This is a genomic window from Stenotrophomonas sp. CFBP 13724, assembly GCF_014841975.1.
Classification (GTDB): Bacteria; Pseudomonadota; Gammaproteobacteria; order Xanthomonadales; family Xanthomonadaceae; genus Stenotrophomonas; species Stenotrophomonas lacuserhaii.
The window spans coordinates 267,782-294,464 of sequence record NZ_JACYUW010000002.1; the positions used below are offsets into that span (position 1 = coordinate 267,782).

Sequence of the window (26,683 nt, forward strand, 5' to 3'; positions counted from 1 at the left end):
GGCGGGATGGGGGCGATCGTGTTGTTGCCGTTGGGCGTGGACGATTCTGCATTGGACCGCAGCCTGGCGGCCTTGGATGCAGGCACGCCACCCGGTACCGCCGTATGGCTGGCCGACGACGCACAGGCTGGCCCGCGTGCGCAGGCCGTGGTGGAACACTGGCTGGCCCACACCCCCCTGCAGGCCGAGTACACGCGCCGTTCCCGGCCGTTGGGGGAAGTGGCCCATCTGGATGAGATGCTGCGCGCCTGCGCCGGCCTGGATGTCGCGGTGCTGGCACCGGACAGCGTGGCCGCGCCAGGATGGCTGGAGCAGCTGCAGGCCTGCTTCTCCCGTGATGCCTCGATCGCCACGGCGACGCCGTGGTGCAATGCAGGCGAGACCGTTGGCTGGCCGCGGATGGGCGAGGTCAATGCCATGCCCGACGCGCTGGAAACGCTGTCCCGCGCCTGTGCCGACATGCCGGCCGGATATCCGGAACTGCCCTCGGCGGTGACCCACGCGGTGCTGGTGCGGGGCACCGCGCGGCAACGTGCAGGCGGACTGGACGCGGACAGTTACGGCGGCTGGAGCGCGGCGCTGATCGACCTGGGATTGCGCATGGCCGGGCTGGGCTGGCGCAACGTGCTGTGCGAGACCGCCTTCGTCGCCCGCGCCGACGAGGGTGGCCACGCACCGGGTGACCTGGAAGCGCTGGCCAGTCGCTGGCCGGCATGGACGCCGCGGCTGGCCGATTTCCTGATGCACGATCCGCTGCGTGCCGCACGCCACGACCTGCAGCTTCGTTACCAGCGCGCGATAATGCCCAAGGCGCAGGGCGATCTGTTCGGCGCCGCATCGCCGCCGCAGGAGCCGCACGCTTGAACCCCGCCATCGTTGCCGTCGTCGTCACCTACCAGAGCAGCACCACCATCGAGGACTGCCTGCAGCGCCTGCGCGACGCGCGTGGCATCGCAGAGATCCGCGTGGTGGACAACGGATCGACCGACGACACGGTGGATATCCTGCAGCGGCATGCCAGCCATGATCCGCGCGTGCGCTTCATCGCCAACCCGGACAACCCCGGTTTCGCCGCCGCCAACAACCAGGGCGTCGGCGATTCCAGCAGCCCGTGGCTGGCCTTCATCAACCCTGACGTGATGGTGGAAGCGGAGACCCTGGCCCTGCTGTGCGAGCGCGCGCAGGCGCTGGGCGACTGCCTGCTGGGCGTGGAGCAGGTCGATGAGAACGGCCGTGCCGACGATGCGGTGCGCCGTCGCGACCCTGACTTCCTGGCCATGCTGCGCTCGCCCGGGAGCGGATCGAAGCTGGCCATCGCACGAGATCCCAGCGTGGCGATGCAGCGCGTGCCGGCGATCTCCGGTGCGGTGATGCTGATGCCGCGCGCGCTGTTCGAGCGCATCGGCGGTTGGGATGCCGGCTACCGGCTGCACGCCGAAGACCTCGACCTGTGCCGTCGCGTGCGCGAGGCCGGCGGCGTGGTGGCCATCGCAAACGACCTGCGGGTGCTGCACGTACGCGGCGTCTCCAGCCGCTCGCGGCCGTTCTTCGTGGAATGGCACAAGCATCGCGGCCTGTGGCGGTATTTCCAGCGCTTCGAAGCACGACAGCGCAGCCTGCCGGTGCGGGTGGCGGTGTGGGGGGCGATATGGGCGCATGCGGTGCTGCAGGTGCCCAGGTTGCTGCGAGCGGCGTAGCCCCTCGTGGTTGGTTGCCTGGTTTGGGCTGGCTGGTTTGGCGTCGGGTGGGTGGGTCATGCAGGACACGCCGTGAATCCATCCATGGAGGCTCGCTGTTCGCATCCATGCGAACAGACGGTCCTGCATGACCCACCCACCCGGCGCCCTGACAGGTTCCGTGGGCCGCCAGCCACGTAAAAATGAAAGAAAAAGCGGTAGCGCCGACCCATGGTCGGCGGAAACCATCAGGCCCCATTTCTCCGACATCCGCCGACCATGGGTCGGCGCTACCAGGGCCGCTGGTTTCATGGCCGCCATGGACCTGTCGAAGGTGGGGCGGGGTGGGTTGGCGGGAACGCTCATCCGCATGGATGCGGATGGCGAGCCTCCATGGATGGATTCACGGCGATTCCCGCCAACCCACCCCGCCCCGCCAACCCAACAGCCCTGCAGCTCTTGATCTTGCCGTTGCCTCTGCAGGCGCCGGGCCGCAGGCCCGGCACCAACCCCCGCACGCGGCGCATAATGGCGGCATGATCATCCAATCCCTGCTCGACACCGACCTGTACAAATTCACCATGATGCAGGCGGTGCTGCACCAGTACCCCGGCGCCACGGTGCAGTACCGGTTCAAGTGCCGCACGCCAGGCATCGACCTGGCGCAGTTCATCGGCCAGATCGACGAAGAGATCGATCACCTGTGCAGCCTGCGCTTCAGCAGCGAAGAACTGGATTACATGCGGGGCCTGCGCTTCGTGAAGCCGGACTTCGCCGACTTCCTCGGCCTGTTCCACCTGGACCGCAAGTACATCAGCCTGCGTGCCTCGGACAGCGTGCCCGGCGAGATCGAGCTGGACATCACCGGGCCGTGGCTGCACACGATCATGTTCGAAGTGCCGCTGCTGGCGATCATCAACGAGGTCTGGTTCCGCAACACCACCACCGCCGACATCGTCGAAGGCGAACGCCGGCTGCAGGCCAAGGCGGCGCTGCTGCGTGACACCCCCGGTTTCGAACAGTGCCGGGTCGCGGACTACGGTACGCGCCGGCGCTATTCGCGCGACTGGCATGCCCGCCTGCTGCCCCTGCTGCGTGACGCGCTGGGAGCCCAGCTGGTCGGCACCAGCAACGTGCATTTCGCCCGGCTGTACGGCATGACGCCGCACGGCACGATGGCACACGAGTACCTGCAGGCGTTCCAGGCGATCGGTCCGCGCCTGCGCGATTCGCAGGTGGCCGCGCTGGAATCGTGGGCGCGTGAATACCGCGGTGACCTCGGCATCGCGCTGTCCGACGTCGTCGGGCTGGATGCATTCCTGCGCGATTTCGACATGTATTTCTGCAAGCTGTTCGACGGCGTGCGGCATGATTCCGGCGACCCCTTCGACTGGGGTGACCGGATGCTGGCGCATTTCCAGCAGCGCCGCGTCGATCCGCGCAGCAAGGTACTGGTGTTCAGCGATGGGCTGGACATCGAAAAGGTCATGCGCCTGTTCGACTACTTCCGTGGCCGCTGCCAGGTCGCCTTCGGCGTTGGTACGCACCTGACCAATGACCTCGGTCCGACGCCGCTGAACATCGTGATCAAGATGGTCCGCTGCAATGGGCAGCCGGTGGCGAAGCTGAGTGATTCGCCGGGCAAGAGCATGTGCGACGACCCGGGTTACCTGGCCTACCTGCGCCAGGTATTCGAGCTGCCGCCAGCGCTCTGATCCGGTGCGCCTTCCGCTGCGCTCGCCGAGCATGGCTCGGCGCTACCAACACCCGGCGATCCCAACCACCTCGGTAGCGCCGGGCCATGCTCGGCGGACGCATCACTCCAGCGCGTAACGCAGCACGAACAAACCGGCCACCAGCCAGACCGCCGGATGCACCTCGCGCCAGCGCCCGGTGCCAGCCTTCAACGCCGCATAGGCGATGAATCCGAACGCAAGCCCATTGGCGATGGAGTAGGTGAACGGCATCGCCAGCGCGCACAGCGCCGCCGGCACCGATTCGGTGAGGTCGTTCCAGTCCACCTCCACCAGCTCGCGCAGCATCAGGCCCGCCACGAACAACAGGGCAGGGGACGTGGCGTAGCCGGGCACCATCGCCGCCAACGGCGAAAACAGCAGGGCGGCCAGGAACAGCGCGGCGACCACCAGCGCGGTCAGTCCGGTACGCCCGCCCACCTGCACGCCGGACGCACTCTCGGCGAAGGCGGTGGTGCTGCTGGTGCCCAGCAGCGAACCGGCGACGATGGCGGTGCTGTCGGCCAGCAGCGCGCGGCCGAAACGCTTCTGCGCGCCGGGCAATTTCAACAGGCCGGCACGCCCGACCACGCCGTACAGCGTGCCGGTGGCATCGAACACTTCCACCAGCACGAACACCAGCACCACCTGCAGCAGCACCGCCAGCGGCGCGCCGCCGTCGTGGTGCAGCAGGCCGGGCAGGTCCAGCTGCAGGAACGTCGGGGCCAGGCTGGGTGGCAAGGAAACAAGCCCCTGGTACTGCACGCTGCCCAGCAGCCAACCGGCGCCGGTGACGGCCAGGATGCCGATCAGGATCGCACCGCGCACACGGCGCGCTTCGAGGATGGCGATCAGCAGGAAGCCTGCCAATGCCAGCAGCGGCGGGGCGGTGTTGAGGGCACCCAGCGCGACCAGGGTGTCCTCGTTGCCGACGATCACCCCGGATTTCTGCAGGGCGATGATCGCCAGGAACAGACCGATACCGGCCACGATCGCCGAGCGCAGCGATGCCGGTATGCCCGCCACCAGCCAGGCGCGCACGCCGGTCAGTGACAGCACCAGGAACACCAACCCGGAAATGAACACCGCCGCCAGCGCTTGCTGCCACGGCAGGCCCGCTGCGCCCACCACGGTGAAGGCGAAGAAAGCATTCAGGCCCATGCCCGGTGCCATGCCTACCGGGAAGTTGGCGGCGAAGGCCATCACCAGCGAGCCCAGCGCGGCGGCCAGGCAGGTGGCCACGAATACCGCGCCGGCATCCATGCCGGTGGTGGACAGGATGTCTGGATTGACGAAGACGATGTAGGACATCGTCAGGAACGTGGTCAGGCCGGCCAGCAGTTCGGTGCGCACGGTGGTGCCGTGCTGCTGCAGCTGGAACAGGCGTTCGAGGAGGGCCATGGAAGTCTCGCCGGGAGCGTCGCCAGCAAGCGGGCGACCTACAGAAGGAGAAAGGCCGCGCGAGCGCGGCCTTTCCTGTTGCTGCCTTATTTCAGCGCCTTGAAGCGCAGGCGCTTGGGTGCGGCGTCGTCGCCCATGCGGCGGCGCTTGTCCTCTTCGTATTCGCGGTAGTTGCCCTGGAAGAACTCCACGTGCGAATTGCCTTCGAACGCCAGGATGTGCGTGGCGATGCGATCGAGGAACCAGCGGTCATGCGAAATGACGAAGGTATTGCCGGGGAACTCCAGCAGTGCATCTTCCAGCGCGCGCAGCGTTTCGATGTCCAGATCGTTGGACGGTTCATCGAGCAGCAGCACGTTGCCACCCTGCAGCAGGGTCTTGGCCATGTGCAGGCGGCCACGCTCACCGCCGGACAGCGAACCGACCAGCTTCTGCTGGTCCTGGCCCTTGAAGTTGAAGCGGCCGATGTAGGCGCGCGACTGGATCTCCACGCCGTTGATGTTGAGGATGTCCAGCCCGCCGGCGATTTCCTGGAAGACGTTGTGGTTGCCCTCCAGCGCGTCGCGGCTCTGGTCCACGTAGGACAGCTTGACGGTCGGGCCCACCACGATTTCGCCGGTATCCGGCTTTTCCTGGCCGGTGATCATCTTGAACAGGGTCGACTTGCCGGCGCCGTTGGGGCCGATGATGCCGACGATGGCGCCACCGGGCACCAGGAAGTTCAGGTTGTCGAACAGCAGGCGATCGCCGAATTTCTTCGAGACGTTCTTGAACTCCATCACCGCGTTGCCCAGGCGTTCGCCCGGCGGGATGAAGATTTCATTGGTCTCGTTGCGCTTCTGGTAATCAACCGACTGCAGTTCTTCCAGGCGGGCCAGGCGGGCCTTGCCTTTGGTGCGTCCGCCCTTGGCATTCTGGCGCGACCACTCCAGTTCCTTCTGGATGGCCTTCTGGCGCGACTTCTCCTGGTTGTCTTCCTGCTTCAGGCGCTCATCCTTCTGGGTCAGCCAGTCGGTGTAATTGCCCTTCCACGGAATGCCGCGGCCACGGTCCAGTTCCAGGATCCATTCGGCGGCGTTGTCCAGGAAGTAGCGATCATGGGTGACCGCCACCACGGTGCCGGTATAGCGCGCCAGGAACTGCTCCAGCCATTCCACCGACTCGGCGTCGAGATGGTTGGTCGGCTCATCGAGCAGCAGCATGTCCGGCTTCTGCAGCAGCAGGCGGCACAGCGCCACGCGGCGCTTCTCGCCACCGGACAGGGTGCCGACGATCGCTTCCCACGGCGGCAGGCGCAGTGCATCGGCGGCCACGTCCAGCTGGTTTTCCAGGGTGTGCGCATCGCCGGCGGCAAGGATCGCCTCCAGGCGCTCCTGTTCCTTGGCCAGCTTGTCGAAGTCGGCGCCTTCCTCGGCATAGGCCAGGTACACCGCGTCCAGCGCAGCCTGTGCCTGCAGCACTTCGCCGACGCCTTCCTCGACCGATTCACGCACGGTCTTGGTCGGGTCCAGTTCGGGTTCCTGCGCCAGGTAGCCGACCTTGATGCCGGCCTGCGGGCGGGCCTCGCCCTCGAAATCGTTGTCCACGCCGGCCATGATCTTCAGCACGGTGGACTTGCCCGAACCGTTCAGGCCCAGCAGGCCGATCTTCGCCCCCGGGAAGAACGACAGCGAGATGTCCTTGATGATCTGCCGCTTGGGCGGAACCACCTTGGACACGCGGTTCATGGTGTAGATGTATTGCGAGGACATGCAGTCTCCCAGAGGGTCGATCCACCGGGCCGAGAGCGCTGGCCGGCGGAAAACGGAATATTTGACCCACGATTATCGCCGATCCCCCCTTTCACTGCCATGGCAGGCGGCGGCGGATTCAGCCATGGGGGAGCACCGACCGGGCATGGGCCGCAAGGACCGCATTTGAAGGCCGCTATCCCGACTGTGGCAGACCGGGGCACCGATCAGGCTGGTGGCTCCAACCCATGGAAATCACGCATGAACGTCATCCGCACGTTGTTGATCACCGCCCTGTTGCCGCTGTCGGCTGCCGCCCAGACGGCCCCGCCGCTGCTGCCATCGAGCCTGGCGCTGCAGGATCTGGAGCTCGCCTCCGGCAGCCTGCGGGAATTCGATATCGAGGTGGCACGGTCAGAAAAGTGGCTGCCCTATGAACTGGTCGCCGCCACGGACAGCGCCGGTCTGTCAGGCACCCTGCTGATCGCGCTCGCTGATGGGCAGCCGCTGCGGGAGGTCGTGCTGGATGGCTCGCGCATCGTCGGCGGCCTGGTGACGCTGCCCGCCAGTACCTCGGCGCGTCGCCTGCGGATCAGTCTGCGCACCGGCGCGAAGGACATGCGTGCCGACCTCTCGCTGACCCCGGTGCGCCCCCAGCTCAGATCCGGCCAGGTCGTCCCGGTATTTCCCCGCCGGATGGCCGAGGATTCCTTTGCCGAGACCCTGGAGCTGCGGCTGACCAAGCCCTCCGATGTGGACCTGCGCACCTGGGGAGGCAATGCCGCCGTGACATTGCAGGTAAAAGGAGAGGCGACGGGGGGCGGCTTTCCGGTAGCAGTCTGCAAGGATCAAGGAGATGCGTGGCGGCGCTGCCTGTTGCCCCGCCTCGGGGCAGGCGTGTACTGGGTATCCGTTGAAGGAACCGGCGCCCCGGTCAATCTGCTCGGAAGCTGGACGATCATCCAGGGCGAGTAAATACCTGCCGGAATCTGAACAGGCGTTCCGGCCGACCCATCGGTAAGCGTTTCCAGCCGGAATACATTCAGATCCCATGGGCAATATGGACATCACCCACCCATCCTGCAGAGGTAGACAATGCGCATCAATCGATTCCTGGCCGGTGCCGTTGCCTCCGTACTGGCCTTTGCGGCGGTGAGCCCGGCATTCGCCGATGACCACCGCCATCGCGGCCATGATCGTCGCGAATGGCGCGATGACCGTCGCGATGATCGCCGCGACCACCGCAACGATCGTCGCGAGGCACGGCGCGATTGGCGTGACGACCGCCGACATGACCGCCGCCATTGGCGCGATGACCGGCGCCATCACGGCTACTACCGTCCTGCCCCGCCGCCGCGCGTGGTCTACCGTCCTGCCTACCGTCCGGCGTATGGACCGGGGCCCGGCTATGGGTGGAAAGTCGGCCACCGCTACCGCGATTATTACCGTGGCCCGATCTACGTGGTGAACGACTACAACAGCTACCACGTGCGTCGCCCGCCGCGCGGTCACCACTGGGTCCGGGACGACCGCGGCAACCTGTTGCTGGTCGCCATCGCCACCGGGATCCTGGCCGACTTCGTGATCAACGGCCGCTGATATCCGGGCTCGGGCAGGTAAGCTGATACGCGACGGCGCCGATGTGGCGCCGTCGTCGTTTGTGGGGAAGCCGGCATTGGCCCCCCTCCCGGCGCAGGCACTACAATTGGCAGCCTTGCTGTTCCTTTCCTGCCTGCCCCCGGAGAAACCGATGTTCCCGCGCGACGTCCGAATCGAAAGCTACGATCCCGAACTGGCCAAGGCCATCGCCGATGAGTCCCAGCGCCAGGAAGACCACGTCGAGCTGATCGCCAGCGAGAACTACGCCAGCCCGATGGTGATGGAAGCCCAGGGCAGCCAGCTGACCAACAAGTACGCCGAAGGCTATCCGGGCAAGCGCTATTACGGTGGTTGCGAATACGTCGATATCGCCGAACAGCTGGCCATCGACCGCCTCAAGCAGCTGTATGGCGCCGACTACGCCAACGTGCAGCCGCACAGCGGCTCGCAGGCCAACCAGGCGGTTTATTTCGCCCTGCTGCAGGCCGGTGACACCATCCTGGGCATGAGCCTGGCCCATGGCGGCCACCTGACCCACGGCGCCAAGGTGAATGCCTCGGGCAAGCTGTTCAATGCGGTGCAGTACGGTGTGAACGACCAGGGCCTGATTGATTACGACGAAGTCGAGCGCCTGGCCGTCGAGCACAAGCCGAAGATGGTCGTCGCCGGGTTCTCGGCCTATTCGCAGGTCGTCGATTGGGCTCGGTTCCGTGCCATTGCCGACAAGGTCGGTGCGTATCTGTTCGTCGACATGGCGCACGTGGCGGGTCTGGTCGCCGCCGGCGTCTACCCGAGCCCGCTGGACCATGCCCATGTGGTGACCTCCACCACCCACAAGACCCTGCGTGGTCCGCGTGGCGGCATCATCATCGCAAAGGGCGCCAGCGAAGAACTGGTCAAGAAGCTGCAGTCGATCGTCTTCCCGGGCATCCAGGGCGGCCCGCTGATGCACGTCATCGCGGCCAAGGCCGTGGCGTTCAAGGAAGCGCTGGAGCCTTCCTTTACCGCCTATCAGCAGCAGGTGGTGAAGAATGCCCAGGCCATGGCGAAGACCCTGATCGCACGTGGCTACAAGATCGTTTCCGGCGGCACCGAAAACCACCTGATGCTGGTGGACATGATCGGCAAGGACGTGTCGGGCAAGGACGCAGAAGCGGCCCTCGGCAAGGCCCACATCACGGTCAACAAGAACTCGGTCCCCAACGACCCGCGTTCGCCGTTCGTGACCTCCGGCCTGCGCCTGGGGACCCCGGCGGTGACCACCCGCGGCTATGGCGAACAGGACTGTGTCGATCTGGCCAACTGGATCGCCGACGTGCTGGACGCACCGGCGGACGAGGCGGTGATCGCACGCGTGCGCGACGCGGTCAGCGCACAGTGCCGGAAGTATCCGGTGTACGGCTGAGCGATCGGGACTTCCGCAGCCAGGCGACGACGCCCGACCGCGCGCCTGCCGCCTGCCATGAGCGGCCCTTGTTTGCTGCTCATGGCCTTCTCAGGTACCGTTGCGACGCCGCCATGTCCATCGCATGACGTTTCCGAGACTCAAGGCGCCCCATGCATTGTCCGTTCTGCCAACATGCCGATACCCGTGTAATCGATTCGCGCGTCTCTGAAGACGGTGCGACGATTCGTCGTCGGCGTGAGTGCGAGGCCTGCAGCGAGCGCTTCAGTACGCTGGAAACCATCGAGCTGAAGCTGCCGACCATCGTCAAGGGCGATGGCAGCCGCGAGGCGTTCGAAGCGCGAAAAGTGCGTGCCGGCTTCGACCGCGCGCTGCAGAAGCGTCCGGTGCCGGAAGACAAGATCGAAGCGGCGGTGCGTTCGGTGATCCACCAGCTGCGCATCTGCGGCGAGCGCGAAGTGCCCTCCATCCGCGTCGGCGAGTTCGTGATGAACGAACTGCGCAAGCTCGACCATGTCGGCTATGTACGCTTCGCTTCGGTCTACCGCAGCTTCGAGGATGTCGCGGACTTCCGCGAAGAAATCGAGAAGCTGGAGCGGGATCTGCCGGCCAGCACCGAGCAGCTGCAACTGCTGGGCGATGTGATCGCCTTGACCAAGAAAAAGAAAGGCTGACGCGCACCGCTGCGCGCCTGCGCCCAAGGAGCACCGATGAGCGCTTTCTCCGCGCTGGACCACCTGCACATGGCCGGCGCCCTGCGCCTGGCCGAACGCGCCGCCTATACCACCCGGCCCAATCCGATGGTCGGTTGCGTGATCGCCCACGGCGGGCAGGTGGTCGGACAGGGCTGGCATCAGCGCGCCGGCGGCCCGCATGCCGAAGTGTTCGCACTGCGCGAAGCGGGCGAGCAGGCGCGGGGCGCAACCGCCTACGTCACCCTTGAACCGTGTGCGCATTTCGGCCGCACGCCACCGTGTGCATTGGCACTGATCGAAGCCGGCGTCAGCCGCGTCGTGGCCGCCCTGCGCGATCCATTCCCGCAGGTCGACGGCGGCGGTTTCGATCTGCTGCGCGCGGCGGGGATCGAGGTCCATGAAGGGCTGATGGCCGTGCAGGCACGGGAGCTCAACCGCGGTTTCCTGTCGCGCGTTGAGCGCGGCCGCCCGTGGGTCCGGGTCAAGCTGGCTGCCAGCCTGGACGGCCGCACGGCGATGGCAGATGGCCGTTCGAAATGGATCACCGGGCCGGCCGCACGCGAGGACGTCCAGCATTGGCGGGCGAGGGCGGGTGCGATCCTGACCGGTGCCGACACCGTGCTGGCCGACGACCCGATGCTGACCGTGCGCCTCCCCGGGGTCGACGTGCTGCCGCCGTTGCGCGTGGTGCTCGATGCACGGCTGCGCTCGCTGGACTGTACGCGGGTGCGGGAAGGCGGAGCGCCGACGTTGTACCTGCACGACCCCGCCATCACGGCCCCTGACGCAGCCGATGCGCAGTTCGCCAGCGTGCCCAGCGTGGGGGGGCGGCTGGACCTGGGCGCGGTGCTTGCCCTGCTCGCAGCGCACGGCGTCAACGAAGTGCACACCGAAGCCGGTGCGACGCTTGCGGGTGCCTTGATGTCCGGCGGCTGGATCGACGAGCTCCTGCTTTACCAGGCCCCGACTCTGCTCGGCGAGCAGGGCCTGCCGTTGTTGTCAGGACTTGGCATCCAGGCCATGACGCAGCAGTTGCGCATGCAGGTCATTGAACAGACACGGGTGGGTGAGGATCAGCGTGTTCTGCTGCGTCCGCAGTCGCGTTGACGCCAAGGGGCATGTGCCCGTCCGGGGCGCGGCTTGACGTGTCGCGGGGAGACGTGGCTTTCGAACGTCCGACCCCTTCCTGTTGTTGCGCCAATCGTTCCCGCTGACTTTGAACACCAGCAGTTCGCGGTCCTGGGGATTATAGAAAGCAGTGAGAAATGTCTCGCGGGATGCTGCGCCGCTCAGGTACACCGGAATCGTGCCGACTGTTTTGTATTTTCCCGCCGAGCCGTGCAGATGTCCGGCGAAAATGCCGAGAATGAGATCTTCATTGTCCTTCATGAGCTGCCGGAAGCGCGGACTATTGGGCGACTGCCAGTTTGCATAAGGTGGTTTGTGCATGTTGAGGATGACATCCTTGCCTGCTGCGCGCGCCCACTTCAGCTCCGTCTCGAGAAACCCAAGCGAGTCGTTGATGATGAACGTCCTGCGAGCGGATTCGTACCTCACGCTGTAGGTCGGTTCGTTCTGCAGCTGGATCGCCAGGATGTCACCCAGAACCAAGGAGTAAGCCAGGCTGCCACGATGCATTTCCCAGCCGTTGTCTTTGACCGAGTAGTCGAATGCGCGTGTGGGGTAGCTTCTTGCCCAGCCCGCCATGTCCTTGTACATGTCCCGCGCGCAGCCGTTGTCGGCGCAGTCGTTCACGTTGTTCTGATAGTCGTGGTTGCCGAGATTGGCGTAGAAATTCCGACGATAGAAGTCCTTGAAGGGGTGGTTGTACATGTAGTCCCGTTCCCCGCCATGGCCGAATGCGGTGATGTCGCCGTTGAGGAACAGCGGTACGTTGTCGAGCCCGCCGAACTTGATCCGGTATTCCATCGTGGCCAGTGCCTGGCGGTTGATGAAGAGTTTGGAACGACGCACCGTCTCGTCGTTGCTCTCAGGCTCGCCAGAGTCCGATTTTTCGGTCCACGGATGTTGCGTGTCGGAGATGAAGACGAAATCCTGCAGCACCGGCTCGGAGGATGAGACCGGGAAGGGCAGCAGGCAGGCTAGAGCGGCTGACAGAAGCCAGCGGACGTTGTCGTGCGGGAGAGGCAAGGGCCAGGAAGCGCTGCAGGACATGGCGGTACTCCTTCGGGGATGCTGTCCATCAGACACGCGCTGGCAAGGCACTGCAGTCGGTGGAATGCCCGCGCGGCCTGGAGGTCGCAGGTGGGCAGGCTGGCCGCGTGGCGGCCCGGACAGGGCCAACCGTCATCGTGGGTCGCAGATGGCCCGGATGCTGTCGGCACTTCCGCACCCTTCAACACGAGCAGAAAAAAAAAATGGGCTCCCGAAGGAGCCCATCATGTGCAGCCTGGAGCGACAGGATCAGAAGCTGGCGCGGACGCCGGCCGAGTACTGGGTCACGTCTTCGATGACCTGCACTTCGCCCACCACGCCCCACATCGGGGTGATGTTGATCTGGCCGCCGACGTTGCCGACCCAGGTGCCGTCCATGTCGCTGCCATCCATGTAGCCGGCTTTCAGCCAGGCTTCGGTGCGCGCCGACGGCTTGCCGCGCACGCCGAAGGTGCCGCGCGCGGCGTTGAAGTGGTCCTTCTGGCGTACGGTGGCGAAGCCGGTTTCCTTCAGGGTCAGTTCGGCGTTCTGGCGGGTCCAGGCGATGTCGGCGGTGAAGTCCACGCGGTCGCTCATGCCCATGTGGTAACCGATACCGAACTCGGGCTGGTCCAGTTCCAGCTTCAGGCTGCCGCCATCGAAGCCGTAGGACTTGGACACCTGCGACCAGGCGCCGAACAGGTAGACCTGCGGTGCGATCGCGAACGAGCCACGGATGTAGCCGCCGTCGACCTTGGGGTCGTCCAGGAAGTCATCGTTGACCTGGAACTGGGTCCAGCCTGCCTCGACGTAGGTGTAGCTCAGATCGTCGGCGGCAAAGGCCGACAGCGGCGACAGGGCGAGCAGGGAGGCGGCCAGCAGCATCTTGCGCATGCGTGATTTCCTTGAGGTTGCGTTCCATTGCAGGCAGCCGGTCCGGCCGCCCGGGGCGACGTCGTTGTCGCACTCGGCGCGGATTCTAACGAAACTTTCACAAAAAGCGAGCCTTCAGCCTCATTTGTTACACTAGCCCCGCCGGTTCGCCGGTACACAAACGTCTTCAGGGCGGGGTGCGATTCCCCACCGGCGGTAGGTGCCAGATACGGCACAAGCCCGCGAGCGCTCCGGCAGGGTCATCCCGGCGGGAGGTCAGCAGATCCGGTCGGATGCCGGAGCCGACGGTATAGTCCGGATGAAAGAAGACGGTGCCACGGAACCTTGCGGTGCCGTGCGTACCTGTTTGCCTTGCGGCGTTTTTCGCTCACTCCTGCGGAGAACGTTACTTGTTTACTGGAATCATTGAAGGCGTCGGCCACCTGGCCGCCCGCGAAACGCTCGGCGGCGATGTCCGCTTCACCTTCCACGTCGGCAGCCTGCCGTTCGACAGCGTGCAACTGGGTGAGAGCATTGCCATCAACGGCGTGTGCCTGACCGTGGTCGCCTTCGACGCGCAGACCTTCCAGGCTGATGCGTCGACCGAAACGCTGGGGCTGACCACCCTGGGCCTGCTGGCCGAGGGCGCGGTGATCAACCTGGAGCGCGCCATGCGCCCCACCGACCGGCTCGGCGGACATCTGGTCAGCGGGCATGTCGATGGCCTGGGGCAGGTCCTGTCCATCCATGACGACGCACGCGCGCAGCGCTGGCGCTTCGCCGCCCCGGCCGCCCTGCGCCGGTATATCGCCAAGAAGGGCTCGATCTGCGTCGACGGCGTCAGCCTGACCGTCAATGAGGTGGACGCCGAGGGTTTCGAGGTCGCCCTGATCCCGCATACCGTCTCGCACACCGCGTTCTCCAACACGGCGGTCGGCAGTGCGGTGAACCTGGAAATCGATTTGGTCGCCCGCTACGTGGAACGCCTGCTGGGCGAAGGAGCACGCGCATGAACTTCGCCCCGATCCCCGAGATCCTGGAAGACATCCGGCAGGGCCGCATGGTGGTCATCGTCGACGACGAAGACCGCGAGAACGAAGGGGACCTGATCATGGCCGCCGAGCTGGTCAAGCCCAGCGACATCAACTTCATGGTGACCCATGGCCGCGGATTGGTATGCCTGCCATTGACCCGCGAACGGGCAGCCGACCTCGGCCTGGCGCCGATGGTGCAGGCCAACACGGCTCAGTTCCAGACCAACTTCACGGTCAGCATCGAGGCCGCCGAGGGCGTGACGACCGGTATTTCCGCATATGACCGGGCCCACACCATCCGCACTGCGGTCAAGCCCACCGCCAAGGCCAGCGACCTGCACCAGCCGGGCCACATCTTCCCGTTGATCGCCCAACCGGGCGGGGTGCTGACCCGCGCCGGCCACACCGAAGCCGGCGTGGACCTGGCGATGCTGGCCGGGCTGGAACCGGCCGGCGTGCTGGTGGAAATCCTCAACCCCGATGGCAGCATGGCGCGGCGGCCGGAGCTGGAAATATTCGCCCGCGAACATGGTCTGAAAATGGGCTCCATCGCCGACCTGATCGCCTACCGGCTGGCCACCGAAAAGACCGTCGAGCGTGTCGATGAGCGGGAAATCGACACCGAGTTCGGTGCCTTCACCCTGGTCACCTACCGCGACCGCATCGCGCACGATCTGCATTTCGCCCTGGTCCGCGGCACCCCCGATGCCGATACCCCCACCCTGGTACGGGTGCAGGTGGAAAACCCGTTGGCGGACCTGCTGCACTGGCGCCGTGACGATTTCGGCGTGGCCGCGACCGATGCGCTGCGCGCTATCGCCGCGGCAGACAGCGGCGTGATGGTCGTGCTGTCGGCCCCGCGCGATGGCGAAGCCCTGTTGGCACGCCTGCGCCAGCAACCGCAGCCGATCGCCCCCGGCAAGGACAAGGATGTAAGCCAGTGGCGCCGCAACGGGGCCGGTGCGCAGATCCTGTCCGACCTCGGGCTGGGCAAGCTGCGCGTGCTGGGCACGCCGCGTCGCCAGGTCGGCCTGGCCGGCTATGGCCTGGAAGTGGTTGAAACGCTGGGCTGCTGATCCCGGCATGGCGCGGGCGGGCTCACGGAGGACCCGCCCACCGCCCGCGCGCGGTAAACTTGCCTTCTCTTACGTACCCCCATACCCGCACATGAGCCATTTCGAAGGCGATCTTCGCTCTCCCGGATCGGCGCGCCTGGCCATCGTGGCCAGCCGCTGGAACGCCCGCATCACCGACGCGCTGGTCACCGGCGCGCGGCAGAGCCTGGCCAGCAATGGCATCAGCGAAGAGGCCGTGGATGTCATCCGGGTGCCCGGCGCCTGGGAAATTCCGCTGGTCGCCGCGCGCCTGGCCGCTGCCCACCAGCATGCTGCCATCATCACCCTGGGCTGCGTGATCCGTGGCGACACCCGCCATTACGAACACGTGGCCGACCGCTGCGCCGAAGGCCTGATGCGCGTGCAGCTGGACTTCGGCGTGCCGGTGCTGAATGGCGTACTGGCGGTGGAACGTGCCGAGGATGCCGAAGCACGTGCTGGCGGCAGCCATGGCAACAAGGGTGAAGAGGCCGCCTTGGCGGCCTTGGAAATGATCAATCTTCTGGAGCAGCTGCCATGAACAACCATTCCCAGGGCAGGCCGTCCGGCAGACCCGTACGCCGTGACGGCGTCGATCCCGTGCTGCGTTCGCGCGCACGTCGCCGTGCCGTGCAGGCCATCTATGCCTGGCAGATCTCCGGCGGAAATGGCCAGTCACTGGTCGCCCAGTTCGCCCACGAACAGGCGCGCGAAGTCGCCGACCTGGCTTACTTCGAGGCGCTGGTGCACGGCGTGCTCGACAACCGTCGCGATATCGACCAGGCGCTGGCGCCGTACCTGGACCGCACCATCGAAGAAGTCGATGCGATCGAACGGGCGGTGCTGCGGCTGTCCGCCTACGAACTGCGCTTCCGTGCCGACATTCCGTACCGCGTAGTGATCAACGAGGCCATCGAATCGGCCAAGCGCTTCGGCTCCGAACACGGCCACACCTATGTCAACGGCGTGCTGGACCGTGCCGCCGTCGAGTGGCGCAAGACCGAAAGCGGCCACTGACCCGTGATGGCGGCGGACGACGTCCGGCGCCACGGACACCTCGTATGTCCCTCGCCGAATTCGCCCTGATTGACCGTATCCGCGCCCGTAGCAAGGGGCGCGATGACATCGTGCTGGGCATCGGCGACGACGCGGCGCTGCTGCAGCCGCTGGCCGGACACTGGCTGGCGGTGACTGCCGACACACTCAACAGCGGCGTGCATTTTCCGCCGGAAACACTCCCCGCCGACATCGGCTGGAAGACCCTTGCGGTGAATCTTTCCGACCTGGCGGCGATGGGCGCCACCCCCGCGTGGGGCACGCTGGCGTTGTCCCTGCCGGAAGCCAGCGCGGCGTGGATCGATGCCTTCGCCGACGGCTTCTTCGCACTGGCCGATGCGCATGACTGGCGGCTGATTGGTGGCGATACCACGCGCGGCCCGCTGTCGTTGTCGGTGACCGCGTTCGGCCAGGTACCGCACGGGCAGGCCTTGCGGCGCGATGGCGCGCAGGTGGGCGACGACATCTGGGTCAGCGGCACGTTGGGTGATGCGGCCGGTGCGCTTGCGCTTTGGCAGCGTGGTGAGCTGGACGTCACCCGGCCCGCGGCTGATGCGGAGACCGAGTTCCTGCGCCAGCGATTGCTGCGGCCTGTGCCGCGCGTGCAGCTGGGGCTTGCGCTGCGCAGTATCGCGACCGCTGCAGTGGATGTGTCCGACGGACTGATGGCAGACCTGGGGCATATTGCCGCGCGTAGCGGCGTGGCGGCCCATGTCGACGCCGATCTGCTGCCTTGCTCGACGGCGCTGCAGCGTGTGCTAGGTAGCGAGGCTGCGCGCTCCTGCGGACTGCAGGGGGGGGATGATTACGAGCTGTGCTTTACTGCGGCCGTTACCAGTCGGCGGCGCCTGTTGGCGCTGTCCGGTGAGCTTGGCATATCGCTGACACGCATCGGTGCGATGCTGCATGGCGAAGGCGTTCACTGCCCAGGATCAGGAGCGGTCCACGGCTACGTACATTTCCTGTCTCCGCCCATGGCGGCCGGCGATCAGTCGTAGTCAGCGGTCAGTATCGCTTTCCCCTGCACGCTACCGGGCGTCAACGCACCTGCGATGCGGACGTAGCGTGCGGTCAACTCGATGTTCTGATCACCGGCATGCGGGCCTGCATGCGTCCATTGGTTGCCAAAGTGCACGGGCTGGCCATTACGCAGCAACTGCACCGCAATGCCTGTGCCGCTGTGGGATGGCGTCGGCGTAAGGATGCTGCCTTGGTTGCCGGCGTCCATTGCATCGTGAAGCGTCAAGTTGACTTTGATGCCATCGCGCGGGCAATTCATCAGTACGTTCAATGGTGTGTCGCCGGTCGATGCGCCCACCGTGGGGAACTGGTCTGCCGACGCTGGGCCCAGCTGCAGGGCGGTATCGAACAGGACACAGGTGCGCGAGGGAATCACCAGGCTGAATGACAGGCTGTGCTGCAATGAGCCATTGGCGGGGAAACCCGGCATCGTGGTGATGGCGCTCAGGGTTGTCGGAGCGACGTTGGTCATCGCCCCGCCGCGCGAATAGATGTAATAGCCCAGGCCGAGGGTCATGTCCACGCCTCCGCCGTGGCCGCTGGTCACCTGGAACGTGTTTGTCGCGTCTGCGCGGTAGGGGGTGTTATCCGTGCCGCGGGGCGCGCCGGCACTGTATTTTCCGAAATTGAACACGATCAGCGGCGAATCCGGTCCCCAGCCAAAAGCAGGATACGGACGCCCATTGAATGTGATGTCGCGGACATACGTCAGTCCCGCCATCTGCGGGACACTCTGTATGTCGATGGCCGTCACTCGTGGGCAGTTGGTGAACAGCAGGCTGCCGCCTCGCCCGTTGCTGACGCTATGCAGCAGGACATCCGGTCGTGTTTCATCCGCTATCGTGATCTCACCGCCATTTATCAGGTCGCTGCCCTGTACCACGTTGCAGGCGTGCAGGGTGCCGCAGATGAAGGTGCCTGCGGCGACAACGCAGCGCAGTGTGCGCACGGCCATGCCTGTTGTTCCATGCATACGAGGGTGACGGATGCTCATGGTGAACTCCGCGCAGCAGCAATGGCCGTGTCATCTGCTGGCCGCGCGTGCGCCTTCGCTTCCCGCTCCGCACCATGGTCGTCCAGCCACGCGTAGCTGATCGTCGCAGGGCGCGTATCCGTGTCCGGCAAGGCGACATGCAATGTGCCGAACGGTGCCACCATCTCCGCGGCAAGCTCCTTTCCATCTGCAAGGGAGATACGGGTCAGTGTCACGTGATAGGGACTGGGATTGTAGACGCGCAGCTGCGGGGCGCCGTCAGGTGCGGTTGACCAGCGCAGGCCTGCCGCCGCAGCCGCGGGTTGGCCAGCTAAGCCTGCCGGGCGGAAGAACAGCTTCATGCGCGAGCGCACAGCGAACTGCAGCAGATTGCTGCCTTGGGCCTCTCGCGGTTTCGGGGGAATGTCCAGCAGATTGAAATAAAACAGCGATTCGCGATCTGAAGCCAGTGCAGGGTCAGCCGGGTGCGGCGCGTAGGTGAGGCGGTAGGCCTGGCTTTGCTGGTCCTGGATCAGGCGCGGCTCCACCGGCGTCAGCTGGAATGGCGTGCGGATGTCGTCGGGCGATCGTCCCGCATCGCCCGCATCGATCCACACCTGCACCAGCGCGGGTACGTTGCCGTTGTTACGGGCGGTGACCGTGACGTCGTTGCCGCGGCGTGCATCAAGCACCACGCGCGTTCCGTCAACGACCACGGCTGCCGACGCCGGCGAGATCAGCATCGCCGCAAGTATGGGGGGGAACCAGCACTGAGTACGCTGCATGAGGGCGACCCTGAAAAAGAAGGCATCGGAGATCTTCATGGATAGGCCACCACGAGCTCGACGGATGCAGCGGCGGTTCCTGCCGTGGCATCGCCTACGGGGGATGCATGCCAGGCAGTAAGGTCGACACGGGTCTGTGGGCTGCGTTGCACGCGCAGCCAGCGGCCACCCGATTCCCCGATCGGCCAAGGTGTGCCCTGGGCATCGGAGATGGCGACGCCGACATGGCGCAGCCCATCAATCCAGATGTCCAGCGGTGGGTCGCCACCGGATGCCGGGCAGGCCAGGAACACGCTGAAGTCCTTTCGGCCAGCCCGTGCATTGCCGTTGACCACGGCCGGGTCGACGCGCCCGGTCAGGACCGCAAGTGCGGGGTGACGGGCCTGGACCTCGCAGGTCGAGGTGACCAGCTCGCCGCGTATCTGCAGCGGCAAGGCCCCAGCAGCGAAGGAGACAGTCGTGCCAAGCAGGCCCGTGACAACGCAAGGCAGGAGATTCATCAGGGGAACGTCCGAAGAGGAAGGCGTGGCGGCACGGTGACGGCACTGCGGTTCCGGAAGTGTTATCGACCTTGCCTGTCGCCGATATGAGCAAAGGTGCAAGTTCAGCACGGCAAGTTTCTATCGGGATATGTGGGTCAATCGATAACTCTCCATGCCAGTGCAGATTGCAGGAAACCTGATGTGAGTGGCGGTGGAATCCACCTAACTTGCGGCCTATTCGTCCTCCTCGGCGGAATACTCCGCAACACCCATGCGCAACACGCTCCGGCTTCTTCTGCCCTTGGCCATCATCTTGGCGCACCCTTGCGCCGTGCGCGCTGCAGGACGTGACGAGAGCCGATATGTGTTCAATGAGGGATTTCTGGTCGGCAATCTCCCAGCCAGTGCGCAGTCCTATGCGGATGGCGACTCATTGCCTGCGGGAATCCATCGCCTTGAGATCCGCATCAACGGTGTGCTGGACGATACGAGCGATATCGACATCGATCCGCAGGGACGCGCGTCCTGCCTGCCGGTGGATATCCTGCAGCGTCTGCCATTGCGCCCTGCGCTGCGCGAATCGCTCGACAAGGCCGGCGGGTGTGCTGATCTATCGACGCAGGTGGAGGGCGCCCGTGTCACGGTGGATGCCGCCACCCTGCAGTTGCGGATTTCAGTACCGCAGGCCGCGCTGGACGCCGGCCCCCGTGGTCATGTCGCACCGGCGCAGCGCGATCAAGGTCTGACCGCCGGTTTCATCGATTACATGTTCAACCATCATGCCGCTGCACAGCGCAGCGCGGACTATCTCGGCGTCGCGGCTGGCTTCAATGCGGGGGCATGGCGGCTGCGCCACCGGTTCTCACTGAGCCGCCGCCGCGGTGGCCTGGTCCATCAGGCTTACGCCACTACGTTGCAGCGTGATCTGGCCGACTGGAACGCCCGGCTTGTAATGGGGCAGGGCGCCACCAGCAGCAGCCTGTTTCCTTCCATCCCATTCATCGGTGCAAGCGTGGTGACGGACGAGCAGATGCTGCCGGATTCACAACGTGGCTACGCGCCGGTGGTAAGGGGAAGTGCAGAAAGCAGCGCCCTGGTCACGGTTCGCCAGAACGGGCGGGTCATCCGGGAGCTGAGCGTGGCGCCGGGGCCTTTCATCATTGACGACCTCTACCCGACAGCCTACAGCGGCGACCTGCAGGTCACCGTAACCGAAGCGGATGGCCATGAGCGACGGTTTGACGTCAGTTTTTCCGCCGCGCCCTTGGCACTGCGCTCAGGTACATCCCGCGTGGATGTGTCTGCCGGGCAGCTGGAAAGTCCACATGCAGGCTACCGGGACACGCCGCTGCGGACAGGCCGGCGTTTCGTCGAAGCCACCTACGCGCGCGGCCTGTCCAATACAGTCACTGCATTGGCCGGCGCGCAGTGGGCAGAGCACTATCATGCCGCTTCGGCAGGCATCGCCCTCAACACGCGCATCGGTGCGTTCGGTTCCGATCTCACCTCTTCTTCTGCACGGCCGCCAGGTGTCGCTGCGCGCTCAGGCTCCAGTGTCCGCCTGAACTACCAACGCTATATTTCCAGTACGGCTACCCGGCTTGGGCTGTCCTCTTCGTGGACATTGGCACGGGGTTTCTCCGGCCTGGCCGATCATATTGAGCCCTACAGTGGGGGCGAGGAAACGAAGACCGAGCGCTCCCGTCTGCATTGGAACATCAACCAGCGACTGGGCGACTACAGTCAGTTCTACCTCATGGCCAGCCAGAGCACCTCGTGGCGACATGCTCAAGGTCACCTGCAGTATCAGCTTGGATTGCAGCAGTCACTGGGCAACGTGAACATCGACGTGTCCGCGACGCGCAGCGACTCCGGTGACGGCCGCCAGGATGTGCGTTACGCGATTGGCATGAGCATGCCACTGGGCCGCGCGATGCACGCTCCGCGGCTGATCACGCGCCTGGACCGCGCGGACACCGGATCGCGGCAGAGCTTTGATCTCAGCGGGACCCTCGGTGCTGCAGTTCCTTTCAGCTACGGTGCATCGGTGAGCCGGGGCAGCCATGGCGATACCGGCCATCTCAGGGGGGCATGGCAGTCGAGCCATGGCCGATTCCATGCCAGTGCGGGGCATGCGGAACAGGGCACGACGCGTTCGGTGGGTGCGGCGGGCAGTCTGGTGCTTCACGCGGGGGGGCTCAACGCGGGCCCAGCGAGCCCCGGTACGCTGGTGCTGGCCCATGCCGCCGGTGCGGAAGGGGCGCGCGTGGGCCTGGGGGGCGACATCCGCATAGCGCGTAACGGCTACGCGGTGCTTCCGCATGCAAGCCCCTATCGCTGGAACCGTATCGAGCTGGACCCGAGTGGGCTGCCGCTCGACGTCTCTGTGCTACGGACCTCGCAACAGGTCGCGCCCACGGCTGGCAGCATCGCGCCAGTAACGTTCGATGTACGTCGCGATCGCGTGTTGTTCATCGATGCCGTCGACTGGCTGGGCCGCCCGCTGCCCTTCGCGACCGTGATTCACGACGAGCAGGGACGGGCCGTGGGTGCGGTAGGTCAAGGCAGTGTGATCCAGCTGCGCGGCGCGCAGACACGTGGCGTACTGACCGCCCGAGTCGACGGCCGGGCTCTCTGCCGGCTTGTCTATGAACTCCCTGAAACCCCCGATACACACGGGCTGGAATGGATCCAGGCCACCTGTACGCATACGGGGTCCATGGATTGAATTCTTCTTTTCTTCAACTCCTCTTTGAAAGGACTGCGTCATCATGTATTTCCGTACTCTTGCTTCTTGCCTCGTTGTGACAGGTGCCGGCGCGTGTGTCGTCCTGCCTGCGCCTGCGAGCGCGGCTACCCTGACCATCAGCGGTCAACTGCGGGCGGGCACCTGCTCGCTGAACGTGCCTGCGGTGACGCTCCCGGCCATGCCGGCCAATACACTGAAGGAAGGCGACAACAGCCTGGTCGAAGTCGATCTCGCGTTGACGGGTTGTGTGGGCGTCAAGAAGGCCACCCTCACGTTCGAGGGCACCGCCGCTCAGAACGACGGCGATCGCTGGCAGAACACCGGCGCTGCCGAAGGGGTGTCCTTGTCGCTGCTGAAAGAGAAAACTGGAACCACCTACATCAAGAAGGGCGATACCCAGGTGCTGACAGTGGCCGCGGACAAGGCCACCTTCCCGATGCGCGCCGGCTACTTCTACACGAAAGGTTCCGCTCTGGCGGCCGGCACGGTGGCTGCCAGCATCACGATTACTGCGGCGTATGAATGATGACGGGTAGCGAGCGTTGGCTGCCTGATCCTGCATACTTCAACCAGACCATTCCAGTACGTAGCCCCGTGCATCTCTACCGGCGATGCATCGCATCCTTCAGCACCGGCGGGAAGGCTGCGGCCACGACTGCCTGCGACTGACTCCTGCGGGAGCACTACGTGGTCGGCGGCAACACCTTGCCCGGGTTGAGAATCCCATCCGGATCCAGCGCAGACTTGATCGCGCGCATCGCCAGCAACGTTTCCGGGGTAAAGGCCTGTGCCATGAATCCACGCTTGGCCAGGCCGATGCCATGCTCGCCGGAGAGCGTGCCCTCCAATGACAGCGTCAAGGCGAAGATCCGCGGCAGCGCGGCCTGCGCGCGCGCATTCTCATCCACATCGTCCGGGTGATACAGGATGTTGACGTGCAGGTTGCCGTTGCCGGCGTGCCCGAAGGTCACGATGGTCAGATCGAACTCGGCCGCCAGTGCCTGCACCCCGCTCACCAGCGCCGGAATGCGTGACACCGGCACCACCACGTCTTCGTTGATCTTGCCCGGCGCGATGCTGCGCAGCGCAGGTGAAAGTGCCTTGCGCGCCGCCCACAGCTTTTCCCGCGCGGCGCCTTCCATCGCCACGTCCAAGGCCAGCATGCCTTCGCCTTCGGCTGCGTTGGCCAAGGCCTGCAGCAGGTAGGGCAGGGTGTCATGGTCGCCATCGGCTTCGATCAGCAGCATCGCGCCGGCGTCCGGCACGTCGGCGCCGTTGAGCCGCAGCAACTGCAGGCTGCGGGCATCCATGAACTCCAGCCGCGTCGGCACCACGGGCTGCCCCATCACCCGCGACACCGCCTGCGCGGCAGCGTCGGCATCGCGATACAGCACGCGCAGCCCTGCCTGGGCCACCGCCACCGGGGTCAGCTTCAGGGTCGCTTCCACGATGATCGCCAGCGTGCCTTCACTGCCCACCAGCAGGTGGGTCAGGTCGTAACCGGTGGCATCCTTGGTATAGGCGCCACCGCAGCGGATCAGATCGCCATTGCCGGTCACCGCCACCAGCCCGAGCACGTTGTCGCGGCTGGTGCCGTACTTCACCGCGCGCGGCCCACCCGCGTTGCAGGCCAGGTTGCCGCCGATGCTGCAGATGTCCGCACTGGACGGGTCGGGCGCCCAGAACAGGCCGTGTGGGGCCAGTGCCTGCTGCAGATCGCCGTTGAGTACCCCGGGCTCCACCACGGCGCAGCGATCGCCCGGACGGATGGAGAGGATCTGGTTCATGCGCGCCAGTGACAACACGATGCTGCCCTGCAGGGGGACCGCGGCCCCGGTGGTGCCGGTGCCTGCGCCGCGCGCGACCAACGCCACGCGATGCGCGCGGCAGGCCCTGACGATGGCCTGTACCTGTTCGCGGGTGGACGGCAACGCCACCGCGAGCGGCCGCTGGCGGCGCCACGAATTGTCCTGCGCGTTGGCATCCAGTGCGGTGGCATCGGTGCGCCAGCCGTCGGTGCCGAGCAGCAGTGACAGGTCGGCAGCCAGCGTGGCGGGCAGTTCGGTGTTCATCGTGATTCCAGCAGAAGCAAAGAAGGGGTGCGCTCAGCTGTCCAGCCGGAACGCATCGCGCAGCCACTGCAGGCGCGGCGGGTCACCGCTGGCCTGCACCACGTCGAAGCGGCACGGCTGCTCGCACAGCGCCGGATGCGCCTGCAGGTACAGCTGCGCGGCCAGTACCAACCGCTGCTGCTTGCGGCTGTCCACCGAGGCGGCGGCACCGCCGAAGTCCGCGCGTGCGCGGTAGCGCACTTCGACGAACACCACCGTGCCGCCATCGTTCATCACGCGGTCCAGCTCGCCGCCGCGGAAGTTCACGTTGCGATCCAGTACCTGCAGGCCGGCCGCGCACAGCAGGCGCTCGGCGGCCGCTTCGACCGCCGCCCCTCGCCGGGCCCTGTCAGTTGGCATTGGCGATCGGCATCGGCCGGCCGCCGCTGAAGGTCGACCACGCCGGCACGCGCAGGATGTTGCCACCGCCGTCCAGGTACAAGGTGCCGGTGGCGCCGGACAGCCCGCCCTGGGCGGCCAGCGATTCCATGTACGCGCTGATCTTCCAGGCATCGAAACCAAAGGCGAACAGCCGGCCGGCCGCACCGCGTGCGCTGGGCAGCATCTGGCCGGCGGTACCGGCGCTGGGCAGGCCGGCCACGCCGCGCACGTTCCAGGCTTCGTTCGGATAGATGATGCCGTCCAGCGCCACGTCTTCTTCCGGCTTGCCGCTGCCCACGGTCAGCTGCGAGGTACCCACGCGGGTGCCGCCGCCGACGCCGGCGAGGGCAAGCTGCGGCGCCAGCTGGCGGGCCTGCGGGGCACGCACCGCCAGCAGCACGCCATCGGCCTGCCCGGCTGCGCGCAGGCGCGCGCTGATGTCCCCCACGGGGTCGGCCACCCCGATGGTGGCCAGCACCTGGCCGCCGCGCTGGGTGAAGCGTTCGGCGAACGCGGCTGCGGTGCGGCGGCCGGTGTCATCACTGCTGTGCAGCACGATCACCTTGGCGCGTTCGCGGCCACGCAGGTATTCGGCGGCCATCACCCCATCGTCTTCCGGCGCCAGCGAGAAGCCCGCGCTGCCGGCCGGCGGCGCATCCTTGCCGCGGTTCAGCGCCAGCACCGGTACCGGCAACTGGGCGCGGCCGTAGACGGCATCCACTTCGTCGCGGCCCAAGGGGCCGACGATGAAATCCACGCCGCTGGCCACGGCCCGGTCGTAGGCCGACAGGGCGCCGGCCGGGGTCCCGGCGGTGTCGATGAAATCAATCTCCGGCTTGCGCCGGGTTTCACCGTAGTAACCGGTCAGCAGGCCATCGCGCACCGGCTGTGCGGCCGTGGCGAGGCGGCCGCTCAATGGCAGCAGCACGGCCAGTTTCACCGGCGGCCGGTAGCCGTCGCTCATCGCCGGCGGACGCTTGCTGGTGTCGAACTGGGCGCTGGCCGCGTCGCGGTCGAACGGACGCGGCAGCGACATGCCGCGCGCGATCAAGGCGCGGCCGGCGAAGTTGTACAGCGGATCATTGGCCGGCAGAGCCGCCGCGCGCGACTGCAGCGTGGCGTCGTCCAGCGTACCGAGCAGGCCGACGATGGCCGCCTGGTTGTCCGTACGGGGTTTGCCTGCCAACCCGACATGCGCACGGGCACGCTCCTGGGCGGCACCGAAGTTGTCGCCGGTGGCCTGCAGCGCAGCGGCGCGGGCCAGCTGCCAGCGCGATGCCAGCGCCGGCAGCAGCTCGGTGGACGGTTCGGACAGCGCGGCCAGCGCCTGCGTGGGTTGCTTGTCGGCAAGTGCCAGTTCGGCGGTGGTCAGCAGGTAGCGCTGGCGGCTGGCGGCGGACAGCTGCCGCGGCTGCAGCTGGGACATCAGGCTGCGCGCGCGCGTCGCATCGCCGGCTTCGTGCCAGGCAAAGGCAGCGTCGGCCAGCGCGTTGCTGCGTGCGGCGCCACGCAGGGTGCCGGCCAGGCTTTCCAGCTGCATGGCGGCATCGCGTGGACGGCCTTGTTCAATCAGCAGCAGGGCCTGGCTCTGGGCCGGTGACTCCGGTGCACTGGTCAGGCTGGTGGTGGCGCAGCCGGCCAGCAACAGCAGCGACAACGACAGGGCGGAGATCCGGACGACAGGCTTGTTCATGATCGGGTCCATGCAGGAGGGGCAGCGGCGTTGGCCGGG

Annotated in this window: 25 protein-coding genes and 1 riboswitch; of the genes, 15 read left to right on the plus strand and 10 right to left on the minus strand. The window is 66.2% G+C overall.

Annotated features, from left to right (window positions below):
- Positions 1–6 precede the first annotated feature (6 nt).
- The 3 genes from IFT63_RS12185 to pncB all read left to right on the plus strand — a co-directional run bounded on the left by IFT63_RS12185 (position 7) and on the right by pncB (position 3,391).
- On the plus strand, positions 7–864 hold the full coding sequence (locus tag IFT63_RS12185) for a glycosyltransferase (protein ID WP_042614254.1): 858 nt from the start codon (positions 7–9) through the stop codon (positions 862–864).
- Positions 861–1,697 (plus strand): glycosyltransferase family 2 protein, encoded by an 837-nt coding sequence (locus IFT63_RS12190; RefSeq protein ID WP_042614255.1) that lies wholly within the window; start codon positions 861–863, stop codon positions 1,695–1,697. Before IFT63_RS12185 ends, IFT63_RS12190 begins: the two co-directional genes overlap by 4 nt.
- Positions 1,698–2,212: 515 nt before the next feature.
- On the plus strand, positions 2,213–3,391 hold the full coding sequence (gene pncB, locus IFT63_RS12195) for a nicotinate phosphoribosyltransferase (RefSeq protein ID WP_192084358.1): 1,179 nt from the start codon (positions 2,213–2,215) through the stop codon (positions 3,389–3,391).
- 102 nt (positions 3,392–3,493) lie between these two features.
- Here pncB and IFT63_RS12200 read toward each other — a convergent pair whose 3' ends face one another.
- Entirely contained in the window at positions 3,494–4,810 is a 1,317-nt protein-coding gene (locus IFT63_RS12200) for an NCS2 family permease (RefSeq protein ID WP_042613620.1), read from the minus strand.
- 86 nt (positions 4,811–4,896) lie between these two features.
- Positions 4,897–6,561, minus strand: coding sequence for an energy-dependent translational throttle protein EttA (ettA, locus tag IFT63_RS12205; RefSeq protein ID WP_042613621.1), 1,665 nt, complete (start codon positions 6,559–6,561; stop codon positions 4,897–4,899).
- Positions 6,562–6,801: 240 nt separating this feature from the next.
- Here ettA and IFT63_RS12210 point away from each other — a divergent pair, with 240 nt between their 5' ends.
- The 5 genes from IFT63_RS12210 (at position 6,802) to ribD (ending at position 11,346) form a co-directional block, all read left to right on the plus strand.
- Positions 6,802–7,515: a hypothetical protein gene (locus IFT63_RS12210; protein WP_192084359.1), complete on the plus strand. Its 714-nt coding sequence runs from the start codon at positions 6,802–6,804 to the stop codon at positions 7,513–7,515.
- A 120-nt stretch (positions 7,516–7,635) separates the two neighbouring features.
- Entirely contained in the window at positions 7,636–8,139 is a 504-nt protein-coding gene (locus IFT63_RS12215; RefSeq protein WP_042613623.1) for an RcnB family protein, read from the plus strand.
- Between the two features lie 151 nt (positions 8,140–8,290).
- Positions 8,291–9,544, plus strand: a complete 1,254-nt coding sequence (glyA, locus tag IFT63_RS12220) for a serine hydroxymethyltransferase (protein ID WP_042613624.1) — start codon at positions 8,291–8,293, stop codon at positions 9,542–9,544.
- A 152-nt stretch (positions 9,545–9,696) separates the two neighbouring features.
- Complete coding sequence (nrdR, locus tag IFT63_RS12225) at positions 9,697–10,218, plus strand: transcriptional regulator NrdR (protein WP_042613625.1); 522 nt, start codon at positions 9,697–9,699, stop codon at positions 10,216–10,218.
- 36 nt (positions 10,219–10,254) lie between these two features.
- Positions 10,255–11,346: a bifunctional diaminohydroxyphosphoribosylaminopyrimidine deaminase/5-amino-6-(5-phosphoribosylamino)uracil reductase RibD gene (ribD, locus tag IFT63_RS12230; protein WP_192084360.1), complete on the plus strand. Its 1,092-nt coding sequence runs from the start codon at positions 10,255–10,257 to the stop codon at positions 11,344–11,346.
- Here ribD and IFT63_RS12235 read toward each other — a convergent pair.
- The gene (locus IFT63_RS12235) at positions 11,239–12,414 is read right to left on the minus strand and encodes a metallophosphoesterase (RefSeq protein WP_192084361.1); all 1,176 of its coding nucleotides are present in this window, start codon (positions 12,412–12,414) and stop codon (positions 11,239–11,241) included. The two genes, ribD and IFT63_RS12235, sit on opposite strands and share 108 nt — an antisense overlap.
- Positions 12,415–12,663: 249 nt before the next feature.
- Positions 12,664–13,287, minus strand: a complete 624-nt coding sequence (locus IFT63_RS12240) for a hypothetical protein (protein ID WP_101100332.1) — start codon at positions 13,285–13,287, stop codon at positions 12,664–12,666.
- 158 nt (positions 13,288–13,445) lie between these two features.
- Positions 13,446–13,601: riboswitch (FMN riboswitch) on the plus strand.
- Positions 13,602–13,676: 75 nt separating this feature from the next.
- On the opposite strand from IFT63_RS12240, the gene IFT63_RS12245 reads away from it, so the two are divergent.
- The 5 genes from IFT63_RS12245 (at position 13,677) to thiL (ending at position 17,448) form a co-directional block, all read left to right on the plus strand.
- On the plus strand, positions 13,677–14,279 hold the full coding sequence (locus IFT63_RS12245) for a riboflavin synthase (RefSeq protein ID WP_192084362.1): 603 nt from the start codon (positions 13,677–13,679) through the stop codon (positions 14,277–14,279).
- The gene (ribB, locus tag IFT63_RS12250) at positions 14,276–15,376 is read left to right on the plus strand and encodes a 3,4-dihydroxy-2-butanone-4-phosphate synthase (RefSeq protein ID WP_192084363.1); all 1,101 of its coding nucleotides are present in this window, start codon (positions 14,276–14,278) and stop codon (positions 15,374–15,376) included. Before IFT63_RS12245 ends, ribB begins: the two co-directional genes overlap by 4 nt.
- Positions 15,377–15,467: 91 nt before the next feature.
- Positions 15,468–15,935, plus strand: a complete 468-nt coding sequence (ribH, locus tag IFT63_RS12255; protein WP_101100334.1) for a 6,7-dimethyl-8-ribityllumazine synthase — start codon at positions 15,468–15,470, stop codon at positions 15,933–15,935.
- Positions 15,932–16,411 (plus strand): transcription antitermination factor NusB, encoded by a 480-nt coding sequence (gene nusB / locus IFT63_RS12260; RefSeq protein WP_042613631.1) that lies wholly within the window; start codon positions 15,932–15,934, stop codon positions 16,409–16,411. Before ribH ends, nusB begins: the two co-directional genes overlap by 4 nt.
- Before the next feature lie 44 nt (positions 16,412–16,455).
- Positions 16,456–17,448, plus strand: a complete 993-nt coding sequence (gene thiL, locus IFT63_RS12265; protein WP_192084364.1) for a thiamine-phosphate kinase — start codon at positions 16,456–16,458, stop codon at positions 17,446–17,448.
- On the opposite strand, the gene IFT63_RS12270 is transcribed toward thiL, so the two are convergent.
- From IFT63_RS12270 to IFT63_RS12280, 3 genes are read right to left on the minus strand one after another with little or no spacing between them, the layout of a single operon-like run.
- The gene (locus tag IFT63_RS12270; RefSeq protein WP_192084365.1) at positions 17,439–18,464 is read right to left on the minus strand and encodes a fimbrial protein; all 1,026 of its coding nucleotides are present in this window, start codon (positions 18,462–18,464) and stop codon (positions 17,439–17,441) included. The two genes, thiL and IFT63_RS12270, sit on opposite strands and share 10 nt — an antisense overlap.
- Complete coding sequence (locus IFT63_RS12275) at positions 18,461–19,267, minus strand: fimbria/pilus periplasmic chaperone (RefSeq protein WP_342450494.1); 807 nt, start codon at positions 19,265–19,267, stop codon at positions 18,461–18,463. Before IFT63_RS12275 ends, IFT63_RS12270 begins: the two co-directional genes overlap by 4 nt.
- On the minus strand, positions 19,264–19,728 hold the full coding sequence (locus IFT63_RS12280) for a hypothetical protein (protein ID WP_192084366.1): 465 nt from the start codon (positions 19,726–19,728) through the stop codon (positions 19,264–19,266). The genes IFT63_RS12275 and IFT63_RS12280 overlap by 4 nt, the downstream gene beginning before the upstream one ends.
- 253 nt (positions 19,729–19,981) lie before the next feature.
- Between IFT63_RS12280 and IFT63_RS12285 the strand changes: the two genes are divergently transcribed.
- The gene (locus IFT63_RS12285) at positions 19,982–22,438 is read left to right on the plus strand and encodes a fimbria/pilus outer membrane usher protein (protein WP_192084367.1); all 2,457 of its coding nucleotides are present in this window, start codon (positions 19,982–19,984) and stop codon (positions 22,436–22,438) included.
- Between the two features lie 43 nt (positions 22,439–22,481).
- The gene (locus IFT63_RS12290) at positions 22,482–22,985 is read left to right on the plus strand and encodes a fimbrial protein (protein WP_192084368.1); all 504 of its coding nucleotides are present in this window, start codon (positions 22,482–22,484) and stop codon (positions 22,983–22,985) included.
- Positions 22,986–23,142: 157 nt separating this feature from the next.
- On the opposite strand, the gene IFT63_RS12295 is transcribed toward IFT63_RS12290, so the two are convergent.
- The 3 genes from IFT63_RS12295 to IFT63_RS12305 are packed head-to-tail and all read right to left on the minus strand — an operon-like array spanning position 23,143 to position 26,644.
- Positions 23,143–24,531, minus strand: a complete 1,389-nt coding sequence (locus IFT63_RS12295; RefSeq protein ID WP_192084369.1) for an FAD-linked oxidase C-terminal domain-containing protein — start codon at positions 24,529–24,531, stop codon at positions 23,143–23,145.
- A 33-nt stretch (positions 24,532–24,564) separates the two neighbouring features.
- Positions 24,565–24,930, minus strand: coding sequence for a YraN family protein (locus tag IFT63_RS12300; RefSeq protein ID WP_042613637.1), 366 nt, complete (start codon positions 24,928–24,930; stop codon positions 24,565–24,567).
- Entirely contained in the window at positions 24,920–26,644 is a 1,725-nt protein-coding gene (locus tag IFT63_RS12305) for a penicillin-binding protein activator (protein WP_192084370.1), read from the minus strand. The genes IFT63_RS12300 and IFT63_RS12305 overlap by 11 nt, the downstream gene beginning before the upstream one ends.
- Positions 26,645–26,683 lie beyond the last annotated feature (39 nt).

Excerpts from the sequence above, each read along its gene's own strand:
- IFT63_RS12240 (WP_101100332.1), bottom strand. The coding sequence starts at position 13,287 with ATGCGCAAGATGCTGCTGGCCGCCTCCCTGCTCGCCCTGTCGCCGCTG.
- IFT63_RS12280 (WP_192084366.1), bottom strand. The coding sequence starts at position 19,728 with ATGAATCTCCTGCCTTGCGTTGTCACGGGCCTGCTTGGCACGACTGTC.
- IFT63_RS12300 (WP_042613637.1), bottom strand. The coding sequence starts at position 24,930 with ATGCCAACTGACAGGGCCCGGCGAGGGGCGGCGGTCGAAGCGGCCGCC.
- ribH (WP_101100334.1), top strand. The coding sequence starts at position 15,468 with ATGAGCCATTTCGAAGGCGATCTTCGCTCTCCCGGATCGGCGCGCCTG.
- IFT63_RS12290 (WP_192084368.1), top strand. The coding sequence starts at position 22,482 with ATGTATTTCCGTACTCTTGCTTCTTGCCTCGTTGTGACAGGTGCCGGC.
- IFT63_RS12270 (WP_192084365.1), bottom strand. The coding sequence starts at position 18,464 with ATGAGCATCCGTCACCCTCGTATGCATGGAACAACAGGCATGGCCGTG.
- glyA (WP_042613624.1), top strand. The coding sequence starts at position 8,291 with ATGTTCCCGCGCGACGTCCGAATCGAAAGCTACGATCCCGAACTGGCC.
- IFT63_RS12275 (WP_342450494.1), bottom strand. The coding sequence starts at position 19,267 with ATGAAGATCTCCGATGCCTTCTTTTTCAGGGTCGCCCTCATGCAGCGT.
- pncB (WP_192084358.1), top strand. The coding sequence starts at position 2,213 with ATGATCATCCAATCCCTGCTCGACACCGACCTGTACAAATTCACCATG.
- IFT63_RS12295 (WP_192084369.1), bottom strand. The coding sequence starts at position 24,531 with ATGAACACCGAACTGCCCGCCACGCTGGCTGCCGACCTGTCACTGCTG.
- IFT63_RS12285 (WP_192084367.1), top strand. The coding sequence starts at position 19,982 with ATGCGCAACACGCTCCGGCTTCTTCTGCCCTTGGCCATCATCTTGGCG.
- IFT63_RS12215 (WP_042613623.1), top strand. The coding sequence starts at position 7,636 with ATGCGCATCAATCGATTCCTGGCCGGTGCCGTTGCCTCCGTACTGGCC.
- nrdR (WP_042613625.1), top strand. The coding sequence starts at position 9,697 with ATGCATTGTCCGTTCTGCCAACATGCCGATACCCGTGTAATCGATTCG.
- ribD (WP_192084360.1), top strand. The coding sequence starts at position 10,255 with ATGAGCGCTTTCTCCGCGCTGGACCACCTGCACATGGCCGGCGCCCTG.
- IFT63_RS12185 (WP_042614254.1), top strand. The coding sequence starts at position 7 with ATGGGGGCGATCGTGTTGTTGCCGTTGGGCGTGGACGATTCTGCATTG.
- thiL (WP_192084364.1), top strand. The coding sequence starts at position 16,456 with ATGTCCCTCGCCGAATTCGCCCTGATTGACCGTATCCGCGCCCGTAGC.
- ettA (WP_042613621.1), bottom strand. The coding sequence starts at position 6,561 with ATGTCCTCGCAATACATCTACACCATGAACCGCGTGTCCAAGGTGGTT.
- IFT63_RS12235 (WP_192084361.1), bottom strand. The coding sequence starts at position 12,414 with ATGTCCTGCAGCGCTTCCTGGCCCTTGCCTCTCCCGCACGACAACGTC.
- ribB (WP_192084363.1), top strand. The coding sequence starts at position 14,276 with ATGAACTTCGCCCCGATCCCCGAGATCCTGGAAGACATCCGGCAGGGC.
- IFT63_RS12200 (WP_042613620.1), bottom strand. The coding sequence starts at position 4,810 with ATGGCCCTCCTCGAACGCCTGTTCCAGCTGCAGCAGCACGGCACCACC.
- nusB (WP_042613631.1), top strand. The coding sequence starts at position 15,932 with ATGAACAACCATTCCCAGGGCAGGCCGTCCGGCAGACCCGTACGCCGT.
- IFT63_RS12210 (WP_192084359.1), top strand. The coding sequence starts at position 6,802 with ATGAACGTCATCCGCACGTTGTTGATCACCGCCCTGTTGCCGCTGTCG.
- IFT63_RS12305 (WP_192084370.1), bottom strand. The coding sequence starts at position 26,644 with ATGAACAAGCCTGTCGTCCGGATCTCCGCCCTGTCGTTGTCGCTGCTG.